16 protein-coding genes are annotated in these 18,577 nt (G+C 71.9%); 5 read left to right on the top strand and 11 right to left on the bottom strand.

The window, feature by feature from the left end; genetic code table 11:
* Nucleotides 1-55: 55 nt before the first annotated feature.
* The 8 genes from dprA to V6R91_RS21410 form a co-directional block, all read right to left on the bottom strand.
* Entirely contained in the window at nt 56-1,237 is a 1,182-nt protein-coding gene (gene dprA, locus V6R91_RS21445) for a DNA-processing protein DprA (protein ID WP_442928169.1), read from the bottom strand.
* 5 nt (nt 1,238-1,242) lie between these two features.
* Nucleotides 1,243-2,766 carry a YifB family Mg chelatase-like AAA ATPase gene (locus tag V6R91_RS21440; protein ID WP_336396943.1) on the bottom strand — a complete coding sequence of 508 codons (1,524 nt, stop codon included), beginning with the start codon at nt 2,764-2,766 and terminating at the stop codon, nt 1,243-1,245.
* Complete coding sequence (locus V6R91_RS21435) at nt 2,763-3,131, bottom strand: YraN family protein (RefSeq protein ID WP_336396942.1); 369 nt, start codon at nt 3,129-3,131, stop codon at nt 2,763-2,765. The genes V6R91_RS21440 and V6R91_RS21435 overlap by 4 nt, the downstream gene beginning before the upstream one ends.
* A gap of 111 nt (nt 3,132-3,242) precedes the next feature.
* The gene (locus V6R91_RS21430) at nt 3,243-3,566 is read right to left on the bottom strand and encodes a DUF2469 family protein (RefSeq protein WP_159843786.1); all 324 of its coding nucleotides are present in this window, start codon (nt 3,564-3,566) and stop codon (nt 3,243-3,245) included.
* A gap of 63 nt (nt 3,567-3,629) precedes the next feature.
* Nucleotides 3,630-4,289 carry a ribonuclease HII gene (locus tag V6R91_RS21425; protein WP_336396941.1) on the bottom strand — a complete coding sequence of 220 codons (660 nt, stop codon included), beginning with the start codon at nt 4,287-4,289 and terminating at the stop codon, nt 3,630-3,632.
* Nucleotides 4,286-5,062, bottom strand: a complete 777-nt coding sequence (gene lepB, locus V6R91_RS21420; RefSeq protein WP_336396940.1) for a signal peptidase I — start codon at nt 5,060-5,062, stop codon at nt 4,286-4,288. The genes V6R91_RS21425 and lepB overlap by 4 nt, the downstream gene beginning before the upstream one ends.
* A gap of 134 nt (nt 5,063-5,196) precedes the next feature.
* Nucleotides 5,197-5,544 carry a 50S ribosomal protein L19 gene (gene rplS / locus V6R91_RS21415; RefSeq protein WP_172989725.1) on the bottom strand — a complete coding sequence of 116 codons (348 nt, stop codon included), beginning with the start codon at nt 5,542-5,544 and terminating at the stop codon, nt 5,197-5,199.
* 167 nt (nt 5,545-5,711) lie between these two features.
* Complete coding sequence (locus tag V6R91_RS21410) at nt 5,712-6,206, bottom strand: MFS transporter permease (RefSeq protein ID WP_336396939.1); 495 nt, start codon at nt 6,204-6,206, stop codon at nt 5,712-5,714.
* A gap of 119 nt (nt 6,207-6,325) precedes the next feature.
* On the opposite strand from V6R91_RS21410, the gene map reads away from it, so the two are divergent.
* Entirely contained in the window at nt 6,326-7,108 is a 783-nt protein-coding gene (gene map / locus V6R91_RS21405; RefSeq protein WP_336396938.1) for a type I methionyl aminopeptidase, read from the top strand.
* Nucleotide 7,109: 1 nt separating this feature from the next.
* On the opposite strand, the gene treZ is transcribed toward map, so the two are convergent.
* Genes treZ through glgX form a run of 3 tightly spaced genes read right to left on the bottom strand, consistent with a single transcriptional unit; the run spans nt 7,110 to nt 13,407 of the window.
* On the bottom strand, nt 7,110-8,843 hold the full coding sequence (treZ, locus tag V6R91_RS21400; RefSeq protein WP_442928164.1) for a malto-oligosyltrehalose trehalohydrolase: 1,734 nt from the start codon (nt 8,841-8,843) through the stop codon (nt 7,110-7,112).
* A complete protein-coding gene (gene treY, locus V6R91_RS21395; RefSeq protein WP_336396937.1) occupies nt 8,840-11,197 on the bottom strand; it encodes a malto-oligosyltrehalose synthase in 2,358 nt (785 codons plus the stop codon). The genes treZ and treY overlap by 4 nt, the downstream gene beginning before the upstream one ends.
* A complete protein-coding gene (gene glgX / locus V6R91_RS21390; protein WP_336396936.1) occupies nt 11,194-13,407 on the bottom strand; it encodes a glycogen debranching protein GlgX in 2,214 nt (737 codons plus the stop codon). Before glgX ends, treY begins: the two co-directional genes overlap by 4 nt.
* A gap of 309 nt (nt 13,408-13,716) precedes the next feature.
* Here glgX and nirB point away from each other — a divergent pair, with 309 nt between their 5' ends.
* The 4 genes from nirB to V6R91_RS21370 are packed head-to-tail and all read left to right on the top strand — an operon-like array spanning nt 13,717 to nt 18,576.
* The gene (gene nirB / locus V6R91_RS21385; protein ID WP_336396935.1) at nt 13,717-16,296 is read left to right on the top strand and encodes a nitrite reductase large subunit NirB; all 2,580 of its coding nucleotides are present in this window, start codon (nt 13,717-13,719) and stop codon (nt 16,294-16,296) included.
* A complete protein-coding gene (gene nirD, locus V6R91_RS21380) occupies nt 16,293-16,691 on the top strand; it encodes a nitrite reductase small subunit NirD (RefSeq protein ID WP_194398192.1) in 399 nt (132 codons plus the stop codon). The genes nirB and nirD overlap by 4 nt, the downstream gene beginning before the upstream one ends.
* Nucleotides 16,688-17,443, top strand: a complete 756-nt coding sequence (gene cobA, locus V6R91_RS21375) for a uroporphyrinogen-III C-methyltransferase (protein WP_194398191.1) — start codon at nt 16,688-16,690, stop codon at nt 17,441-17,443. The genes nirD and cobA overlap by 4 nt, the downstream gene beginning before the upstream one ends.
* Entirely contained in the window at nt 17,440-18,576 is a 1,137-nt protein-coding gene (locus V6R91_RS21370; RefSeq protein ID WP_336396934.1) for a uroporphyrinogen-III synthase, read from the top strand. Before cobA ends, V6R91_RS21370 begins: the two co-directional genes overlap by 4 nt.
* Nucleotide 18,577 lies beyond the last annotated feature (1 nt).

Genomic DNA, 18,577 nt, shown 5'->3' with positions numbered 1-18,577 from the left:
GCGGCCCCGATCGCTGGACGGCGGCGGGTCTGGTGCCCTCGCGCGCACCCGGTCGTCATCGGCCGCCGGGCGGACGCCGCCATCCGCTCGCGCCCGCTTCGGCCTCCCCGGCCAGCGCCAGCATGCCCAGGCACGGTTCGACGGCGTCGGGCGCCATCCCTGCGCGCCGCGCGATCTCATCGACGCCGCGCCACACCCGGCTGCTCAGGGCGTCCTGCACGCGCGTGGTGTCGTCGGTGTAGCCGTCCGCGGACGCCGCGCCGTTCGCGTGCGCGCTGAGCCCCAGCATCTCGCAGACGTCGTCGGCACCGGTGATGCACTCGGCTCCGTACTCGCGGATGAGGCGCAGCGCGCCGGCCGACGCCGCCGAGGTGATCGGGCCGGGGACGGCGCCGAGCGGCCGTGACAGCGCGGCGGCGTGGCCCGCCGTGTTCAGGGATCCGCTGCGCCACCCGGCCTCGACGACGACGGTCGCCCCCGCGAGAGCGGCGATCAGGCGATTCCGCTGCAGGAATCGCCACTTCGTCGGCGCCGAGCCGCACGGCACCTCGCTCATCACGACGCCACCGCGTCGGGCGATGTCGTCGATCAGCTGCGTGTGCCCGGCGGGGTACGCACGATCGGCGCCACCGGCGAGGAGGGCCACGGTCAGTCCGCCGGCCGCGAGAGCGGCGCGATGGGCCGCGCCGTCGATGCCGTAGGCGCCCCCGGAGACCACCGCGACACCGCGCGCTGCGAGCTCGGAGGCCAGCTCCATCGCGACATGGTCGCCGTACCCCGTCGCCGCCCGGGCCCCGACGATCGCCACCGAGGGGGTGAGCCGGCGCAGCGCCGTGGCGTCGCCGCGGACCCACAGGCACAGCGGAGCGTGGTCGCCGAGGTCGTCGATCGGATCGGGCCAGTCGGGATCGCCTCTCGTGACGAGCTGGACGCTGCGTGCCGCCGCGGTGCGCACCGCGTCACCGACCGCCTCGGACGAGAGACGGGGAAGCCAGCGTCTGCGGCCGTCGGCCAGCTCCCGCGGCGTGAGGGCCGGGACGGGGTCGCCGGCGAGGACCGCCTCGAGGCCGTCCGCGGCGCCGCACGCCGCGATGACCCTGCGCGCCACGGAGTCACCCGGCTCGGTGAGCAGGCACCAGACGACGGTGGCGTGGCGTTCGCGGGCGTCCTCGTCGTCGGATGCCTCGCGTCCCAGCGGCGCGAGTGCCCGGCGGGAGGCACGCGGGCCGAGGTCGATTCCGTTCACGGGGCCAATCCCTTCTTCAGAAAGAGGGCGCGACCGACGTGCTCGCCGCCCAGCTGGGGGCGTCCGTCGATGTCGGCGAGCGACCATGCCACGCGGAGCACCCGGTCGTACCCCCGGAGGGTGAGTGCGCCGCGGTGCAGCGCCGCGTCCAGCGGTCGACGCACGGCCGGCGGCGGCGCCGAGGGTCCTTCGCGGAGCCAGGTACCCGGAACGTCGGCGTTGACACGCCATGGCGTGCCCTCGAGCCGTCGTCGCGCCCGGGCCCGGGCGTCCTTCACGCGTTCCCGGGCCGCCGCGCTGGACATCGCCGGGCCGAGGTCCCGGTGCGCGACGGACACACGGGTGAGGGTCAGCTCGATGTCCATGCGATCGCGCAGCGGACCGGACAGCTTGCCGAGGTACCGGCGGATGGCCGCCGGCGGGCACGTGCAGGTCCCGCCGCGGATGCCGTAGTCGCCGCACGGGCACGGGTTGGTCGCCAGCACGAGCTGGAAGCGCGCCGGGTAGCTCGCGGAAGCCCCCGCGCGGTGGATGGTGATCGCGCCCGACTCCAGCGGCTGACGCAGCGCGTCCAGCGCACTGGCGGCGAACTCGCCCGCCTCGTCGAGGAAGAGCACGCCCTCGCTCGCGCGGGCGATCGCACCGGGCCGGATCAACCGGGTGCCGCCGCCGACCAGCGCCGCGATGCTCGCGCTGTGGTGGGGCGCCTCGAACGGCGGCGTGCGCGACAACTCGACCACCCGGGCTCCGGCGAGACTGCGGATCGACGCGCTGGCGAGGGCAGCCTCGTCGTCGAGCTCGGGGAGGATCCCCGGCAGCCGCCGCGCGAGCATGGTCTTGCCGGCGCCGGGCGGGCCGCACATCAGCAGGTGGTGACCCCCGGCGGCGGCGACGATCAGGGCCTCGACCGCGTCGCGCTGGCCGATGACCTCCGCGAGCTCGGGAGCGGGTTCGGCGGGCGGGTCGTCGTCGGTGACGGCGACCGGCTCGTCGTCGGGGACCTCGACGTCGCCGCCGTGCCACGCCACGACCTGAGCCAGATTCACCGCGGCGAGCACCTCCATGCCGTCGACGAGGGCCGCCTCGGCGCCGTTCGCGTGAGGCACCACGACGCGGCGATGCCCGGCGCGGCGTGCCGCGACGACGGCGGGCAGCACGCCCACGACGGGACGCAGCCGACCGTCCAGCCCGAGCTCACCGATGTGCACCGTGCCGGCGACCGACGCGGCGTCCATCGACGATTCGGTCGCCAGGCACGCGATCGCGATGGCCACGTCGAATCCGGATCCCTGCTTGGGAAGGCTGGCCGGTGAGAGGTTCACCGTGAGTCGGCGTCGCGGCAGCGGCGTGCGGCTGTTCGCGCAGGCGTTGTGCACGCGCTGCACCGCCTCGCCCAGCGCCTTGTCGGGAAGGCCGATGATGCGGAACTCCGGCGTCTGCTTCGACAGGTCGGCCTCCACCTCGACGCACTCGCCCTCAGCGCCCACGAGGGCGACCGCCCAGGTGCGCGCGACGCTCACGGCACCTCCACGTCGACGAGATGCTCGAGCCGGGCGTGCTCGGGGACGGCGCCGGTCAGTCCGATCGCATCGATGCGGAGACGGCGCCCCTGGACGGCATCCCGATTCGCCGCCACGAAGGCGACGGCGAGCCGCCACAGCCGCGCCCGCTTGCGCGCGTCGATCGCCTCGAAGGGGTGCCCGAAGTCCTCCCCGCGCCTCGTCTTGACCTCGACGGCGACCACGGCGCGCGCGTCCGCGACGACGAGGTCGAGCTCACCCTCTCGCGAACGCCAGTTGCGGGCGAGGACCGTATAGCCCAGCTCCTCGAAGTAGCGGGCTGCGCGATCCTCGCCGGCGCGCCCGAGCACGTCCTTGTCTGCCATGACGGCATGCTCGCGCACGGTCCCGCGTGCGCGGGCGGCCGAGGGAGGCATCCGTTCAGAACGCCGGCTGCCCGCGGGAATCGCCGGGCTGGGGAGGAGCCGCCGCGGGGCTCAGCTGTCGAGCGAGAGCTCTTCCGGAAGGTGGAAGTCGCGGCGCGAGAGCTCTTCGACGTTGACGTCCTTGAAGGTGAGCACCCGCACGGCCTTGACGAACCGGTCTGCGCGGTAGATGTCCCACACCCAGACGTCGGACATCGAGATCTCGAAGTAGAAGTCGTGCTCGGTGTCTCGCCGGACGACGTTGACCTCGTTCGCGAGGTAGAAGCGCCGTTCCGTCTCGATCACATACTGGAACTGCGAGACCACGTCGCGATACTCGCGGTACAGCGCCAGTTCGAGCTCGCGGTCATAGTCTTCGAAGACCTCGTCATCCATGGTGCCTCCATCCTATGGGCGCCGGGGCAGGCTCGATGTCCGGTCCGCGCGAGGCGAACACCCTCAGAAGAGGGTCGGCGCGTCCGCGATCGACCACGAGGCGCGATGATGCCTGCTGATGCCGTGCAGACGGATCGCCTCGCGGTGATCCGGACTGGCATATCCCTTGTTGCGCGCCCAGTTGTACGCGGGCAGCTCGTCGTGGAGATCGGTCATCAGCCGGTCGCGTGCCACCTTGGCGATGACGGATGCCGCAGCCGCCGAGGCGCAGTCGCGGTCGGCCTTGACGACGGGCCGGACGGTCAGTCCCCACGCGCCGGCGGGGGTGATGTAGTCGTAGTTCCCGTCGAGGATCACGATGCTCTCCTCGGGCACCACGCCGTGCGCCCGGAGGTCGGCCAGAGCCCGGACCGACGCGAGTCCCAGCGCCCGGATGATGCCGATCTCGTCGACCTCCTCGGAGCTCGCCCAGCCCACCGCGCTGCAGGCGACCCATGCCGCCGCGCGGGCCGCGACGTCGGCGCGCTTGGGCTCGGGGACGAGCTTGGAGTCCCGCAGGCCCTGCGGGATCCGCTTGCGGGAGCGCGCGGGGTCGATCACGGCCGCGCCGACGGCCACCGGTCCGGCCAGCGCGCCCCGCCCGACCTCGTCGAACGCGATGACGAGAGCGTGCTCCCGCAGGAGGCGGCGCTCGAGCGTGAGCCGAGGCTCCGCGACGGTCACCGCCCGCTGCCCTCCGCGGCCGGGCTCGGCACGCTCGCGAAGACCTCGTGGTGGAAGTCCAGCGGGCCGAACCGGTCGAACGGCCACGTCACGAGGAACGCGCGGCCGACGAGGTTGTCGATCGGCACGAATCCCTTGCCCGGCTGCTCGGTGTTGTACCGCGAGTCCTTCGAGCGATAGCGGTTGTCGCCCAGCACCCAGAGGCTTCCCTCGGGGACGACGACATCGAAGGCGTCGCCGGACGCCGCGGCCTCCCCCGTCGGCAGCTTCAGATAGTCGGTCTCGTCGATCGCGACGTCGTTGATCGTGATCTGACCGGCGGCGTTGCAGCAGACCACGTGGTCGCCGGGGACGCCGATGATCCGCTTCACCAGGTGGTCGTCGCTGTCGGGCGCTGCGAGCCCCACCAGCGACAGCACCCACTCGATCCCCTCGACCACGGGCGGGCGCGCGGGCTCGGTGCTCGGCGGCAGCCAGCCGCCCGGGTCGCGGAAGACGACGATGTCGCCGCGCTCGTACTCGCCGAATCGCGGGGTGATCTCGTCGACGAGGATGCGGTCCTTGACGTGGAGGGTGTCCTCCATCGATCCGGAGGGGATGTAGAACGACCGCACCAGGAAGGTCTTCACGACGAGCGAGACGAGCACAGCGATCAGGACGATCACGATCACGTCGCGCAGGAAGGTCAGCCAGCCGCGACGCCGCGGCTGCAGGGCTGCCGCGTTCTCGGGCCCGGGCGCCGGTTCGGCAGGAGCCGACTTCTCGGTCGTCATGGAGTTCCTTCGCAGGCGCCGTCGGTCGCGGCGGCCCGTGTTCAAGGGTCGCACATTCCGCGCCGCCGCGGAGAACGACGAAGCCCCGGACGCGTGGCGTCCGGGGCTTCGTGACCGCGATGCGAGAGCGGGTGTCAGTTCTCGCGCTTCTCCTTGATCTTGGCCTTCTTGCCACGGAGGTTGCGGAGGTAGTAGAGCTTGGCGCGGCGGACGTCACCGCGGGTCACGACCTCGATGTGGTCGATGACCGGGGAGTGCACCGGGAAGGTGCGCTCGACGCCGACCTGGAAGCTGATCTTGCGGACCGTGAAGGTCTCGCGAACGCCGTCGCCCGAGCGGCCGATGACGACCCCCTGGAAGACCTGGATGCGCGAGCGGTTGCCCTCGGTGATGTTGACGTGCACCTTCACGGTGTCGCCGGCGTTGAAGGCGGGGATGTCGGAGCGGAGCGAGGCCGCATCGACGGCGTCGAGGATCTGCATGATCGTCTCTCTCTGCGGCCGCCACAGGTCGACCGCGGGAAGGATAGTAAGGACTGGGTGTGCCGCAGGCCTCCGGCGTGACGCCGTACAGCTGGTTCCCCTGAGGCAGAACCGGTCAGGGCACAAACATCCATTCTGCCACGGATGCCGCGACCGGCCAAAACGCGTCAGCCGGCGGGCGGCGCCTGCTTCTCGGTGATCACGAAGACCTCCCGGTCCTGCTGCTCCGGAGCCGCGCCCTCGGCGGGGAGGTAGGCCATCCCCTCCGACGTGCGCAGCACGAAGCGGGTGGGTCGGGCCTCGCTCCACAGCTGCCACAGCTCCAGCCAGAACAGGCCGACGCCGGCGAGGATCGCCACGACCATGATCGGCGCCCACCAGTCCTCGGCGAAGAACCCCAGCGAGATCACCAGAGCGTGCCACACCGTGAACCCGAGGACGTCCCACCACGACACCGCGCGGTGCGCACGGACGGTTCCTCGGGCACGCACCAGAAGGGTGAGCAGCAGCTGCCACAGGAAGACGCCGGGGATCGCCAGGAACAGCACCCAGAGGAACGCCCAGCCGCCGGCGTTGAACACGGCCCAGCCGACGAGCAGCCACAGCGGCAGGAGGAAGGCGGCAGGAAGGAGCCAGCCGAAGAACGCACGACGCAGCCACATGCCCCCGATGGTACGCCCGCCCCACCGCGCCGTGGTGCCCTTCCGCGCGCCGCGCGGCATCCTCACAGCCTCGGGGTCACCGGTCGGCCAGAATGGATCCGGACGAGAGGAACCTCCACATGATCGAGCTGCGCACGCCTGCCGAGATCGAGGCGATGAAGCCCGCAGGGCGATTCGTCGCCGAGACCCTGGCGACCCTGCGCGACGAGACGAAGGTGGGGACGAACCTCCTCGCGATCGACCGGCGCGCCCACGATCTGATCCGTCGCGCCGGAGCGGAGTCCTGCTACATCGATTACCACCCCTCGTTCGGCGCCCGGCCGTTCGGCAAGGTCATCTGCACGTCCGTGAACGACGCCGTGCTGCACGGGCTCCCCTTCGACTACGCCCTGCGCGACGGGGACCTGGTGTCGCTGGACTTCGCGGTGTCGATCGACGGCTGGGTGGCCGACTCGGCCGTCTCCTTCGTCGTCGGAACGCCGCGCGACGAGGACCTCGTGCTCATCGACACGACCGAGCGCGCGCTGGACGCGGCGATCGCCTCGGCAACGGTCGGCAACCGCATCGGCGACATCTCCGCGGCGATCGCCGAGGTCGCCCACGGCCGGGGCTACTCGATCAACACCGACTTCGGCGGCCACGGCGTCGGCCGCGTCATGCACGGCGACCCGCACGTCGCCAACGACGGCAAGGCCGGCCGCGGCTACCCGCTGCGCCCTGGTCTCGTCGTCGCGCTCGAGCCGTGGTTCCTGCAGACGACCGACGAGCTCGTGACCGACCCCGACGGATGGACGCTGCGCTCGGTCGACGGTTCGCGCGGCGCGCACTCCGAGCACACGGTGGCGATCACCGAGGACGGGCCGATCGTCCTCACCGACCGCTCCTGGCTCGGCGTCGCCTGAGTCAGGACGTCGCGCGAGCCGTCACGACGGCCGAGCGCGGTGGCAGGGTGAGACGAGACCGCTCCAGACGCGCACGTTCGTCCGTCGCCAGCAGGAGGTCGGCGGCCTCCGTCGCGGCGAGCTCCACCTCGGTCGCCGAGAAGTTCACGATGATCTCCACCGCGCCCCGGGAGAGGCGGTACCACCGCTGATCCTCGTCGGCCGATGCCTCGAGGTGACGGAAGTCCGGATCCGTGAGCTCGGGCCGCTCCCGGCGCAGTGCCAGCAGCGCGCGGTACAGCGCGAGGATCCTGCCGTGCGCTCCGGCATCCTTCTCGTCCCAGCGCAGCTTCGATCGCGAGAACGTCTCGGGATCCTGCGGGTCGGGCACCACGGATTCGTCCCACCCCATCCGCGCGAACTCCGCCTTGCGCCCGCGCGCGGTCGCCTCCCCCAGCTCGGGCTCGGGGTGCGAGGTGAAGAACTGCCACGGCGTGGAGGCCGCCCACTCCTCCCCCATGAACAGCATGGGGGTGAACGGGGCGAGCACGGTGAGGACGGCCGCGATCGCGAGTCCCCCCTCGTCGAGCGACTGCGACAGCCGGTCGCCGGCCGCGCGATTGCCGATCTGGTCGTGATCCTGCGAGAAGGCGACCAGGCGCCAGGTCGGAATGCGCGGATCGATGGGGTGTCCGTGGGCACGTCCGCGGAACGACGACCACGTCCCGTCGTGGAAGAACCCGCGAGTGGACGCCTTGACCAGCGCGCTGAGCGGAGCGAAGTCGGCGTAGTAGCCCGCCGTCTCGCCCGTCAGGGCGACATGCACCGCGTGGTGGTAGTCGTCGCTCCACTGCGCGGTGAGCCCGTAGCCGCCCGCCTCCCTCGCGGCGATCAGACGGGCGTCGTTCATGTCCGACTCGGCGATGAGGGTCAGCGGCCTGCCGAGGTGCGCGCTGAGCGCGTCGACGGCCTCGGCGAGCTCCTGCAGGATGTGGACCTCGCGGCGGTCCTTCAGCGCGTGGACGGCGTCCAGGCGGAGGCCGTCGACGTGGTGGTCGCGCAGCCACATCAGGGCGTTCTCGACGATGTAGCGGCGGACCTCGTCCTCATCGAGGTCCACCGACGATCCCCACGTGTTCGACTCCGCGTCGCGCAGGTACGGCCCGAACTCCGGCAGGTAGTTGCCGCTCGGCCCGAGATGGTTGTGCACGACGTCCTGGATCACGCCGAGGCCCGCGGCGTGACAGGCGTCGACGAAGCGCTGATACGCGGCCGGACCGCCGTAGGCCTCGTGGACCGCGTACCAGAGGACGCCGTCGTAGCCCCAGTTGTGCACGCCGTTGAAGGCGTTGACCGGCAGCAGCTCGACGAAGTCGACCCCGAGCTCCACGAGGTGATCGAGGCGCTCGGCCGCGGCATCCATGGTCCCCTCCGGGGTGAACGTGCCGATGTGCATCTCGTAGACGACGCCCCCGGCGAGCTGGCGCCCCGTCCACGCGCTGTCGCCCCAGAGGTGCGCTGCGGGATCGAACACGGCGCTGAGGTCGTGGACGCCGCGCGGCTGCCGGCGCGACCGGGGATCGGGCCGGGCATGGTCCGCGCCGTCGAGCACGAACCCGTACTCCTCGCCGTCCCGGAGCGCCACCTGAGCCCGCCACCAGCCCCCGCCGCGCGCCGTCATCGGAGAGTCCGCGCCGCGTGCGGGAGCGCGCAGCGAGACGGCAGCTGCCCGGGGAGCCCACACTTCGGGGATCACGCCGGCTCCTCCGGGACGAGGAGGGCGACCGGGTACAGCTCGAGGAGCTCGGCGAGCGCGACGTGGTCGCGGTAGACCCGCCCGGTGAAGACGTCGGTCGTGGTGCCGGCGTGTCTCAGCAGCATCGTGTCCTCCCAGGGCGAGCCCGATCGCGTGCCGCGTGCCGCCAGGGCCACCGGAAGGCGGGTCGCGACGGCCAGCGCGCCGCCGCGGTCGACGGCGATCGCGTGATGCGCGGCGGCGCCGACGACCGCCGCCGGCGTGTAGCGCGTGAACAGCTCGGGACGGTCCCGCCGCAGGCGGAGGGTGCGCGCCGTGACGAGGAGCTTCGCCGCGCCCGTGCGGTCGATCAGCGGCTGCCCGCCCCGATCGATCGCCGCGAGGAGTCCGCGGCGGACGTCGAAGTCCACGGCACGGCGGTTGTCGGGGTCGACGAGACTGTGCTCCCACAGCTCGCTGCCCTGGTACACATCCGGCACGCCCGGTCCTGCCAGCTGCAGGAGCTTGGCCGACAGCGCGTTCGACCATCCCGCGCCTTCGATCTCGGACACGAACGACTCGACGCGGGCGGCCACCGCGGGGTCGTCGAAGGCCGCGTCGACCATCGCGTGCATGCGGCGCTCGAACGCGGCATCCGGATCCAGCCAGTTCGTCGCCTCACCGGCCTCCCGCGCCGCCTTCTCGGCGTACGCGTGGAGGCGGTCGCGTGACGCCGGCCATGCGCCGATGACGGCCTGCCACAGCAGCGCGTCGAAGGGGCCGTGACCGCTGGAGGCGGCATCCGTCAGCTCTTCGAGGACCTCCGCCCACCGCTCGGGGATCTCCGCCAGCACCGACAGGCGTGCGCGGACGTCCTCGCCGCGCTTCGTGTCGTGCGTCGACAGCGTCGTCATGGCGTGCGGCCACGCCGCGAGCCGGGCCGCCTGCGCCGCATGGAACCTGTCGACCGGCAGCGCGAACTGCGAGGGGTCGGCGCCCACCTCGGTGAGGGTGCCGAGGCGGGTCGCACGGTAGAACGCGGTGTCCTCCACGCCCTTGGCCATCACCATCCCGCTCGTCTGCTGGAAGCGCAGGGCGGCGGGATGCCGGGGGTCGCGGAGCGCCGCGACGACGGCGTCGATCGCCGCGGCGAGGTCCGGGCGGTGCGCGCGCGCGTCGTCCGTGGCGGCGTCGAGATGCTCCCGCCCCGCAGGCAGATAGGAGCGGTACACCGGGAACCGGGCGAGAAGCTCGACCACGGCGTCCTCCACCGCTGCGTCGTCGGGCGCGCCGAGCTCACGCGCGAGACGGCGCACCTCCGATCGCAGGATCCCCTCGCCGATGGCGCGCTTGGTCCCCGCGATCACGTCGGCCCACGGCTGAGGAGCGGGAAGCCCGGAGCGCTCGCGGAGGCGGGCGTCGAGGGCGTCGAGGGCGTCCTCGCCCCGGGGGTCGACCAGCACGCGGTCGATCTCGGCCAGCGCGTCGTATCCGGTCGTGCCCTCTGCGGCGAAGAACGGGGGCAGCGCCTCGCCGTGCTCCAGGATCTTCTCCACGAGGACGTACGCCCCGCCGGTGAGCTCTGCGAGCCGTTCGAGATACTCCACCGGGGCGCGCAGCCCGTCCGGGTGGTCGACGCGCAGACCGTCGACGAGGCCGTCGTCGAACCAGCTGCGGACCTGGGCGTGCGCTTCGTCGAAGACGTCCGGGTCCTCCACCCGCACGGCGGCGAGACTGGAGACCCCGAAGAACCGGCGGTAGTTGAGGTCGGACGCCTCGCGCCGCCAGTGCATCAGCTCGTAGTGCTGCCGGGCGTGCACGGCGAGGACGTCCTCATCGCCGGGTGCAGACCCTCCAGCCAGGGGGAAGCGGTGGTCGTGGTAGCGGAGCTCGCCGTCCTCGACGCGCAGAGCGCCCGACGCTGCGGCCTCCTCGACCGTCTCGCCCAGCACCGGCAGGCGCACCTTGCCGCCGCCGAAGTCCCAGTCGATGTCGAACGCGCGCGCGTACCGCGACCCGCGCCCCTTCGCCAGCACGTCCCACCACCACGGGTTCTCGGCGGGGCGCGCGACGCCCACATGATTGGGCACGATGTCGACCAGGACGCCGTGACCCGCCTCGTGGAAGGCGCGGGCGGCGCGCTCCAGCGCATCGCGGCCGCCGCGCGCGGGGTCGACGGTGCTCGGATCGACGACGTCGTACCCGTGATCGGATCCCTCGGACGCCGCGAGGATCGGCGAGAAGTACACCCAGTCGGCACCGAGCGCGCCGAGGTAATCGCGCAGCCGGGCGGCGTCGTCCAGCGTGAACGACGGCCGGATCTGCAGCCGGTACGTCGAGCGCGGCCGCGCCCCCCGCGCTGGCGTTCGGGTCACCGGGACAGCTCCGCCCGCGGCGCCGCACCGGGCACCTCGTCCGGCCCGGCCACCCCTGTGACTGCGAGGGATGCGGCGACGGAGTGGTCCACCTCCGGCTCCTCCATCTGGTGCTCGCGCAGCACCATGAGCGAGCGACCGCGCACCGTCAGCGTGGTGCCGGGTTCGACGGGGTCGGTGTCGGCGTGCTGACCTGCGGTGTCGACGATGACGTCCCACTCGGGACTGAACTCCACCGCGGGGATGAGGAAGTCCACGTCGTCGTCTCCGGCGTTGAACAGGATGATGAAGTGGCGGTCGGTGATCGGCTCGCCACGGCGGTCGCGCTCGCGGATGCCGCCGCCGTTGAGGAAGACCGCGACGGCACGGCCGAAGCCCGAGTCCCAGTCCTCCGGCTGCATCTGCGAGCCGTCCGGACGCGCCCACACGATGTCGGGAACGGGGGCGCCCTCCTCCCGCCGCACCGGCCGGCCGTCGAAGAAACGGCGACGGCGGAAGGTCGGGTGCTCACGGCGCAACCGCGCCAGCGCCGCGGTGAACTCCAGCAGCGGCTGGTCCACGGCCGACCAGTCCACCCACGTGATCTCGTTGTCCTGCGCGTAGCCGTTGTTGTTGCCGCGCTGCGTGCGCCCCAGCTCGTCGCCGTGCAGCAGCATGGGCACGCCCTGCGACAGCAGCAGTGTCGCGATGAAGTTGCGCTGCTGACGTGCACGCAGCGACAGCACCTCGACGTCCTCGGTCGGGCCCTCCGCGCCGCAGTTCCACGAGCGGTTGTCGTCCGCCCCGTCTCGGTTGTCCTCGCCGTTGGCTTCGTTGTGCTTGTCGTTGTACGAGACGAGATCGCGCATGGTGAAGCCGTCGTGCGCGGTGACGAAGTTGATGGATGCCACGGGCCGGCGCCCGGAGTGCTCGTAGAGGTCGGCCGACCCGGTGAGCCGGGAGGCGAACTCGCCGAGGGTCGCGGGCTCGCCGCGCCAGAAGTCGCGGACGGTGTCGCGGTACTGGCCGTTCCACTCCGTCCACTGGGGCGGGAAGTTGCCGACCTGGTAGCCGCCGGGACCGACGTCCCACGGCTCGGCGATGAGCTTCACCTGCGAGACCACGGGATCCTGCTGGACCAGCTCGAAGAACGTCGCGAGCCGATCGACCTCGTAGAACTCGCGCGCGAGGGTCGACGCCAGGTCGAAGCGGAACCCGTCGACGTGCATCTCCAGCACCCAATACCGCAGCGAGTCCATGATCAGCTGCAGCGTGTGCGGATTGCCGACGTTGAGGCTGTTGCCCGTGCCGGTGTAATCGGTGTAGTAGCGCTTGTCGTCCGCTTCGAGTCGGTAGTAGGCCTCGTTGTCGATCCCCCGCATCGACAGGGTGGGGCCAAGGTGGTTGCCCTCGGCCGTGTGGTTGTAGACCACGTCGAGGATGACCTCGATCCCCGCCGCGTGCAGCGACTTCACCATCGCCTTGAACTCCTGCACCTGCTGCCCGCGCTGGCCGTTCGAGGCGTAGGTGTTCTGCGGGGCGAGGAACGCGATGGTGTTGTAGCCCCAGTAGTTCGACAGCCCCTTCTCCTCGAGCACCGAGTCGTTGACGAACTGGTGGACGGGCATCAGCTCGATCGCGGTGACTCCGAGCTTCTGCAGGTGCTCGATGATCGCAGGGTGGGCGATCGCGCTGTACGTCCCGCGGATCTCCTCCGGGATCGCGGGGTGCAGCTGCGTCAGGCCGCGCACGTGGGCCTCGTAGATGAACGTCTCCGAGTAGGGGGTCTTGGGAAGGCGATCGCCGGCCCAGTCGAAGTACGGGTTCACGACGACGCCCATCATCTGGTGCGCGGCGGAGTCCTCGTCGTTGCGGGAGTCCGGCTCGCCGAAGTCGTAGCCGAAGACCTGCTGGCCCCAGTCGACCTGCCCCTCGACGGCCTTGGCGTACGGATCGAGCACGAGCTTGTGGGCGTTGAACCGCTTGCCCGACTCGGGATCGAACTCCCCGTGCACACGGTAGCCGTAGCGCTGGCCCGGCTGCACGGAGGGCAGATAGCCGTGATGCACGTACGCGTCCACGTCCACGAGGTCGACCCGTGTCTCGTTGCCGTCGTCGTCGAACAGGCACAGCTCGACGCGTTCGGCACCTTCGCTGTAGAGCGCGAAGTTCGTCCCGCTCCCATCGAAGGTCGCACCGAGCGGGTACGGGGAACCTGGCCAGATCTGCATACGACCTCCATCTTGCGGGGCCTTCACGATATCGGTCGGCGATGACCGGGCGCCGGGACTGGCGCACCGTGCGCGAACAGGGTAGGCCCCCCGCCACGACCGCGACCTCACAAGGGCGTCGCATGCCGTGTGAGAGAAACGTTCGCTCGAGGTAACCCCCGCCCGCAGGGCGGTGAAACACCGCGCTCGTAGCTTCGTGTTCACCGAACATCCGGCCGACGAGGAGGAGCCATGGCCCACCGCGACCATGTCAACAACCGGAAACATGACGCTGACGCCGCTGCAACATCACCCGCGTACGGTGACCTCATGATGCACAGCCCCGCGCTCGGCACCCACGTGGTGGTCGTCGGCGCGGGCATGGTCGCCCACCGCTTCGTCGAGAGCCTGCTCACCCGAGCCGGCGACGAGTGGCGGGTGACGCTCATCGGCGAGGAGGACCGCCCGCCGTACGACCGCGTGGGGCTGACCGGCTTCTTCAGCGGCGCCTCGGCGGCCGACCTCGAACTCGAGCGCACCGTGCTCGAGGACCCGCGCGTCCGCTTCCTGCGCGGCGACGCGGTCACCCGCATCGACCGCCAGGCCCGGCGCGTGACCACCCGCAGCGGCACCAGCGTCGCGTACGACCGGCTCGTGCTCGCGACGGGATCGTACGCCGCCCGCCTGGCCGTGGACGGCTTCGGGCTCGAGGGCTGCTTTGTGTACCGCACTCTCGACGACGTCGAGAAGCTCGAGGCGTTCGTCCAGCGCCGCTCCGCGGAGCTCGGCCGCCCGCTCGTCGGCACCGTCATCGGCGGAGGACTGCTGGGCCTCGAGGCGGCCGGGGCGCTGCAGGGGCTGGACGTGGACTGCACGGTCGTCCAGTCCTCCGATCGGCTGATGTCGGCGCAGCTCGACCTCCCCGCGGGCGACGCCCTCCGGCGACTCATCGAGTCCCGGGGCATCGCGGTGAAGACCCGGACGGTCACCACACGGCTCGATCCCGACCGCACCGGCCAGGTCGCGGGACTGGAGTTCCAGGACGGCTCGTACGACCGGACGGACGTGGTCGTCTTCACGGTGGGGGTCCGCCCGCGCGACGAGCTCGCGCGGACCGCAGGCCTGGACGTGCACCAGCGCGGCGGCATCCTCATCGACGCCGGCTGCCAGACGTCGGATCCCCGCGTCCTCGCGATCGGCGAGGTCGCCAACTACGACGGCCTGTGCGTCGGCCTGGTCGCCCCGGGCTACGCGATGGCCGAGGTCGCGGCGACGCGGCTGCTCGGCGGCGAGGCATCCTTCCCCGGCTACGATCTGTCGACCAAGCTCAAGCTCTCCGGCGTGGATGTGGCGAGCTTCGGCGACGCCTTCGCCGAGACGCCCGGTGCACTGGACGTCACCTACGCCGATCCCGTGGCCGGGGTCTACAAGAAGCTCGTGCTGTCCGACGACGCGAAGACGCTGCTCGGGGGGATCCTCGTCGGCGACGCCTCCGCGTACGGATCGCTGCGGCCGCTCGTGGGCGGCGCGCTCGGCGGCGATCCCGCCGCGTATCTCATGCCCGAAGGCGGCGTGGCCGCGCCCACCGGCGACCTCCCCGATGAGGCGCTGGTCTGCTCCTGCAACAGCGTGACCGCCGGCGCCATCCGTCACGCGGTCCACGAGGAGGGCTGCACCGACGTCGCAGGTGTCAAGGCGTGCACGAAGGCGGGAGCCGCCTGCGGCTCGTGCGTGATGATGGTCAAGAAGATCGTCGGCACCGAGCTCGCGAAGACCGGTGCGGCACTGAGCAACGCGCTGTGCGAGCACTTCGACATGTCGCGCCGCCAGCTGTTCGACGCGGTGCGCGTCTCCGGTCTCACGACGTTCAGCGCCGTCATCGAGCGCTTCGGCACCGGTCGCGGCTGCGACATCTGCAAGCCGGCGCTCGCCAGCATCCTGTCCACGCTCGTGCGCGGCCACGTGCTCGACGGCGAGAACGCGACGCTGCAGGACACCAACGACCACGTGATGGCGAACCTGCAGAAGGACGGCAGCTATTCGGTGGTGCCGCGCATCCCGGGCGGCGAGATCACGCCGGAGGGGCTCCTGGTCATCGGGCAGGTCGCGAAGGACTTCGGGCTGTACACCAAGATCACCGGCGGACAGCGCATCGACATGTTCGGCGCCCGCCTGGAGCAGCTGCCCGACATCTGGCAGCGCCTCGTCGAGGCGGGGTTCGAGTCCGGGCACGCCTACGGCAAGTCGCTGCGCACGGTGAAGTCGTGCGTCGGATCCACGTGGTGCCGCTACGGCGTGCAGGACTCCGTGGGCATGGCGGTCCAGCTGGAGCTGCGCTATCGCGGCCTCCGCTCGCCCCACAAGATCAAGCTGGGCGTCTCGGGCTGCGCCCGGGAGTGCGCCGAGGCGCGAGGCAAGGATGTCGGCGTCATCGCGACCGAGGCCGGCTGGAACATGTACGTCGGCGGCAACGGCGGCTTCACGCCGCGCCACGCGGTGCTGCTGGCCGAGGGGCTCAGCGACGAGGAACTGCTCACCGCGATCGACCGGTTCCTGATGTACTACATCTTCACCGCGGACCGCCTCCAGCGCACGGCGCCGTGGTTCGAGGATCTGGACGGGGGCATCGACGGCCTTCGCGCCGTGATCTTCGACGACAGCCTCGGCATCTGCGCGGATCTGGATGCCGCGATGGCCGCGCACCTGGAATCGTACGAGGACGAATGGAAGGCGACGCTCGAGGACCCCGAGAAGCTGCGCCGCTTCGCCTCGTTCGTGAACGCCCCGAAGACCCCCGACCCGTCACTGGCCTACACCGCCGAGCGCGGACAGCCCCGACCTGCCACCGAGGACGAGCGGGCCGACTCGCGCGTGCTCATCGCCGGCACGACACTGGAGGTGCGCCGATGACCCTCGTCGACCCGCAGACGACCGAGTACACCGCACCTCCCGGATGGGTGCGCGTGTGCGAACTGGCCGACCTCGAGATCGAGCGCGGGCGCGCCGCGCTCCTGGGCGGGACCCAGATCGCCCTCTTCCTGCTCCGCGGCCCGGACGGCACGGGCGGCCGCGTCCACGCGGTGTCGAACCTCGACCCGTACAGTCGCGCGCACGTCATCTCGCGCGGGATCGTCGGAACGCGCCAGGACATCCCGACGGTCGCGTCGCCGATGTACAAGCAGGTGTTCGACCTTCGCACCGGCGCCTGCCTCGACACGCAGGGCAAGGAGCCGATGAGCCTGCACGTGTGGCCGGTGTCCGTCGACGGCGGGCACGTGCTCGTGCGCTGGGAGGACGAGGCATGAGCGTCGGCCGCGTCGACCTGATCGGCGGCGGACCGGGGCCCCTGGACCTGCTCACCGTGCGCGCCTGGCGGCTGCTCACGCGTGCGGATGTCATCGTCATGGACCGGCTGGGGCCCACCGACATCCGCGAGCATGTCGGGCCGGAGGTCGAGATCATCGACGTCGGCAAGCATCCCGGCCACCACCCGGTGCCGCAGGAGGAGATCAACGAGCTGCTGGTCGCCCGCGCGAAGGCGGGCAAGCACGTCGTCCGTCTGAAGGGCGGCGACCCCTTCGTGTACGGGCGGGGCGGCGAGGAGGTCGCCGCGTGCCTGGCCGCCGGCATCCCGGTCGACGTCGTGCCGGGCATCTCGAGCGCCATCGCCGTGCCCCAGGCCGCCGGCATCCCCGTCACCCATCGCGGCGTGGCGGGCGCGGTGCACATCGTCAACGGCCCCGCCGAGGTCACCGCGGCCACTCTCGCGGCGATGCGCGACGACGCCGTGACGACCGTGATCCTCATGGGCGTCGGAGCCCTCCCCCGCATCGTCTCGGACGCGCTGCACGCGGGCGTCCCGGCGGACCGGCCCGTGGCCATCGTCGAACGCGGCCACCACCGCGATCAGCGGACGACACGCAGCACGCTGGGCGCGGTCGTGCTCGACGCGGGCGTCGCCGGCGTCCGCAACCCCGCCGTCATCGTCGTGGGCGAGGTCGCCCGCGCCGGGCTGCTGCTTCCCGACCGCCAGCTGGCAGGTGACACCGTCCGTTGAGCTCCACCACCCGCCCCACCCTCTCGGCCGCGCTCGACGGCTGCACGATCGTCATCGCCGTCGACCGCCGCTCGCTCGAGCTGGCAGCCGCACTCGAGCGACACGGCGCGCAGGTGCGCCACGCGCCCGCGCTGACGATCGTCCCCCACATCGACGACGACGCGCTCATCGCCGCCACGCAGGAGCTCATCGCGGGTCCCCCCGACATCGTCGTCGCCACCACCGGCGTGGGCTTCCGCGGCTGGATGGAGGCGGCCGACGAGGCCGGGCTCCTCGACGAGCTGCACGACGCGCTCGCCGGGGCGCAGATCGTCGCCCGCGGCCCCAAGGCCCGAGGTGCGATCCAGCAGGCCGGGCTCACGGCGGACTGGGTGGCCGAGTCCGAGACGTCCGCCGAGCTCGGCGAGTACCTCCTGGCCGAGGGCATCGCGGGCCGCCGCGTCGCGGTGCAGCATCACGGCTCGGGTGCCGACGGGCTGGATGAGCTGTTCCAGCGCGCCGGCGCCGACGTGGTGAGCCTCACCGTCTACCGCTGGGGGCCACCGCCGGACCCGGCGGCGGTGTCGCGGTCCGTCGTCGCGGCGGCGCACGGCGAGGTCGACGCCGTCCTGTTCACCTCGGCACCGGGCGCCGCCGAGTGGCTCGCGGCGGCACGGCAGGAGGGGATGCTCGAGGCGATCCTCGAGCGCGACGCCGAGGGCCGCCTGCTGACGGCAGCGGTCGGGCCGATCACGGCCGGCCCGCTGCTCGACGCCGGCCTCGAGCCCCTCATCGCCGAGCGCGGCCGGCTCGGCTCGCTGGTGCGGGCGGTCGTCACGCACTTCGGCGGCGGCGGCGCGGCATCGCTTCCCACCTCCGCCGGCCGCCTCGAGCTCCGCAGCACGGGCATCGTGCTCGACGGCCGCCACATCGCGCTGTCGCGCAGCGCGACCGACATCGTCGGCGTGCTCTTCGACGCGCACGGCGGCGTCGTGTCGCGCCATCGCCTGCAGACGGCGCTGCCGCGCTCGGGGGAGAACACCCACGCGGTCGAGATGGCCGTCGCACGCCTCCGCGAGTCGCTGGGCGTGCCGGACCTCGTCAAGACGGTCGTCAAGCGCGGCTACCGGCTCAACGTCATCGATCCGGCGTGAG

Source organism: Microbacterium sp. CCNWLW41 (assembly GCF_037083505.1).
This window is presented reverse-complemented; position numbering and strand designations above follow the sequence as displayed.

What these genes read in the sequence shown, in the direction of transcription:
- cobA (WP_194398191.1), top strand. Translation starts at nt 16,688, where the DNA reads ATGAGCGTCGGCCGCGTCGACCTGATCGGCGGCGGACCGGGGCCCCTG.
- lepB (WP_336396940.1), bottom strand. Translation starts at nt 5,062, where the DNA reads ATGACGACCGAGAAGTCGGCTCCTGCCGAACCGGCGCCCGGGCCCGAG.
- map (WP_336396938.1), top strand. Translation starts at nt 6,326, where the DNA reads ATGATCGAGCTGCGCACGCCTGCCGAGATCGAGGCGATGAAGCCCGCA.
- nirB (WP_336396935.1), top strand. Translation starts at nt 13,717, where the DNA reads ATGATGCACAGCCCCGCGCTCGGCACCCACGTGGTGGTCGTCGGCGCG.
- nirD (WP_194398192.1), top strand. Translation starts at nt 16,293, where the DNA reads ATGACCCTCGTCGACCCGCAGACGACCGAGTACACCGCACCTCCCGGA.
- V6R91_RS21435 (WP_336396942.1), bottom strand. Translation starts at nt 3,131, where the DNA reads ATGGCAGACAAGGACGTGCTCGGGCGCGCCGGCGAGGATCGCGCAGCC.
- V6R91_RS21430 (WP_159843786.1), bottom strand. Translation starts at nt 3,566, where the DNA reads ATGGATGACGAGGTCTTCGAAGACTATGACCGCGAGCTCGAACTGGCG.
- V6R91_RS21410 (WP_336396939.1), bottom strand. Translation starts at nt 6,206, where the DNA reads ATGTGGCTGCGTCGTGCGTTCTTCGGCTGGCTCCTTCCTGCCGCCTTC.
- glgX (WP_336396936.1), bottom strand. Translation starts at nt 13,407, where the DNA reads ATGCAGATCTGGCCAGGTTCCCCGTACCCGCTCGGTGCGACCTTCGAT.
- rplS (WP_172989725.1), bottom strand. Translation starts at nt 5,544, where the DNA reads ATGCAGATCCTCGACGCCGTCGATGCGGCCTCGCTCCGCTCCGACATC.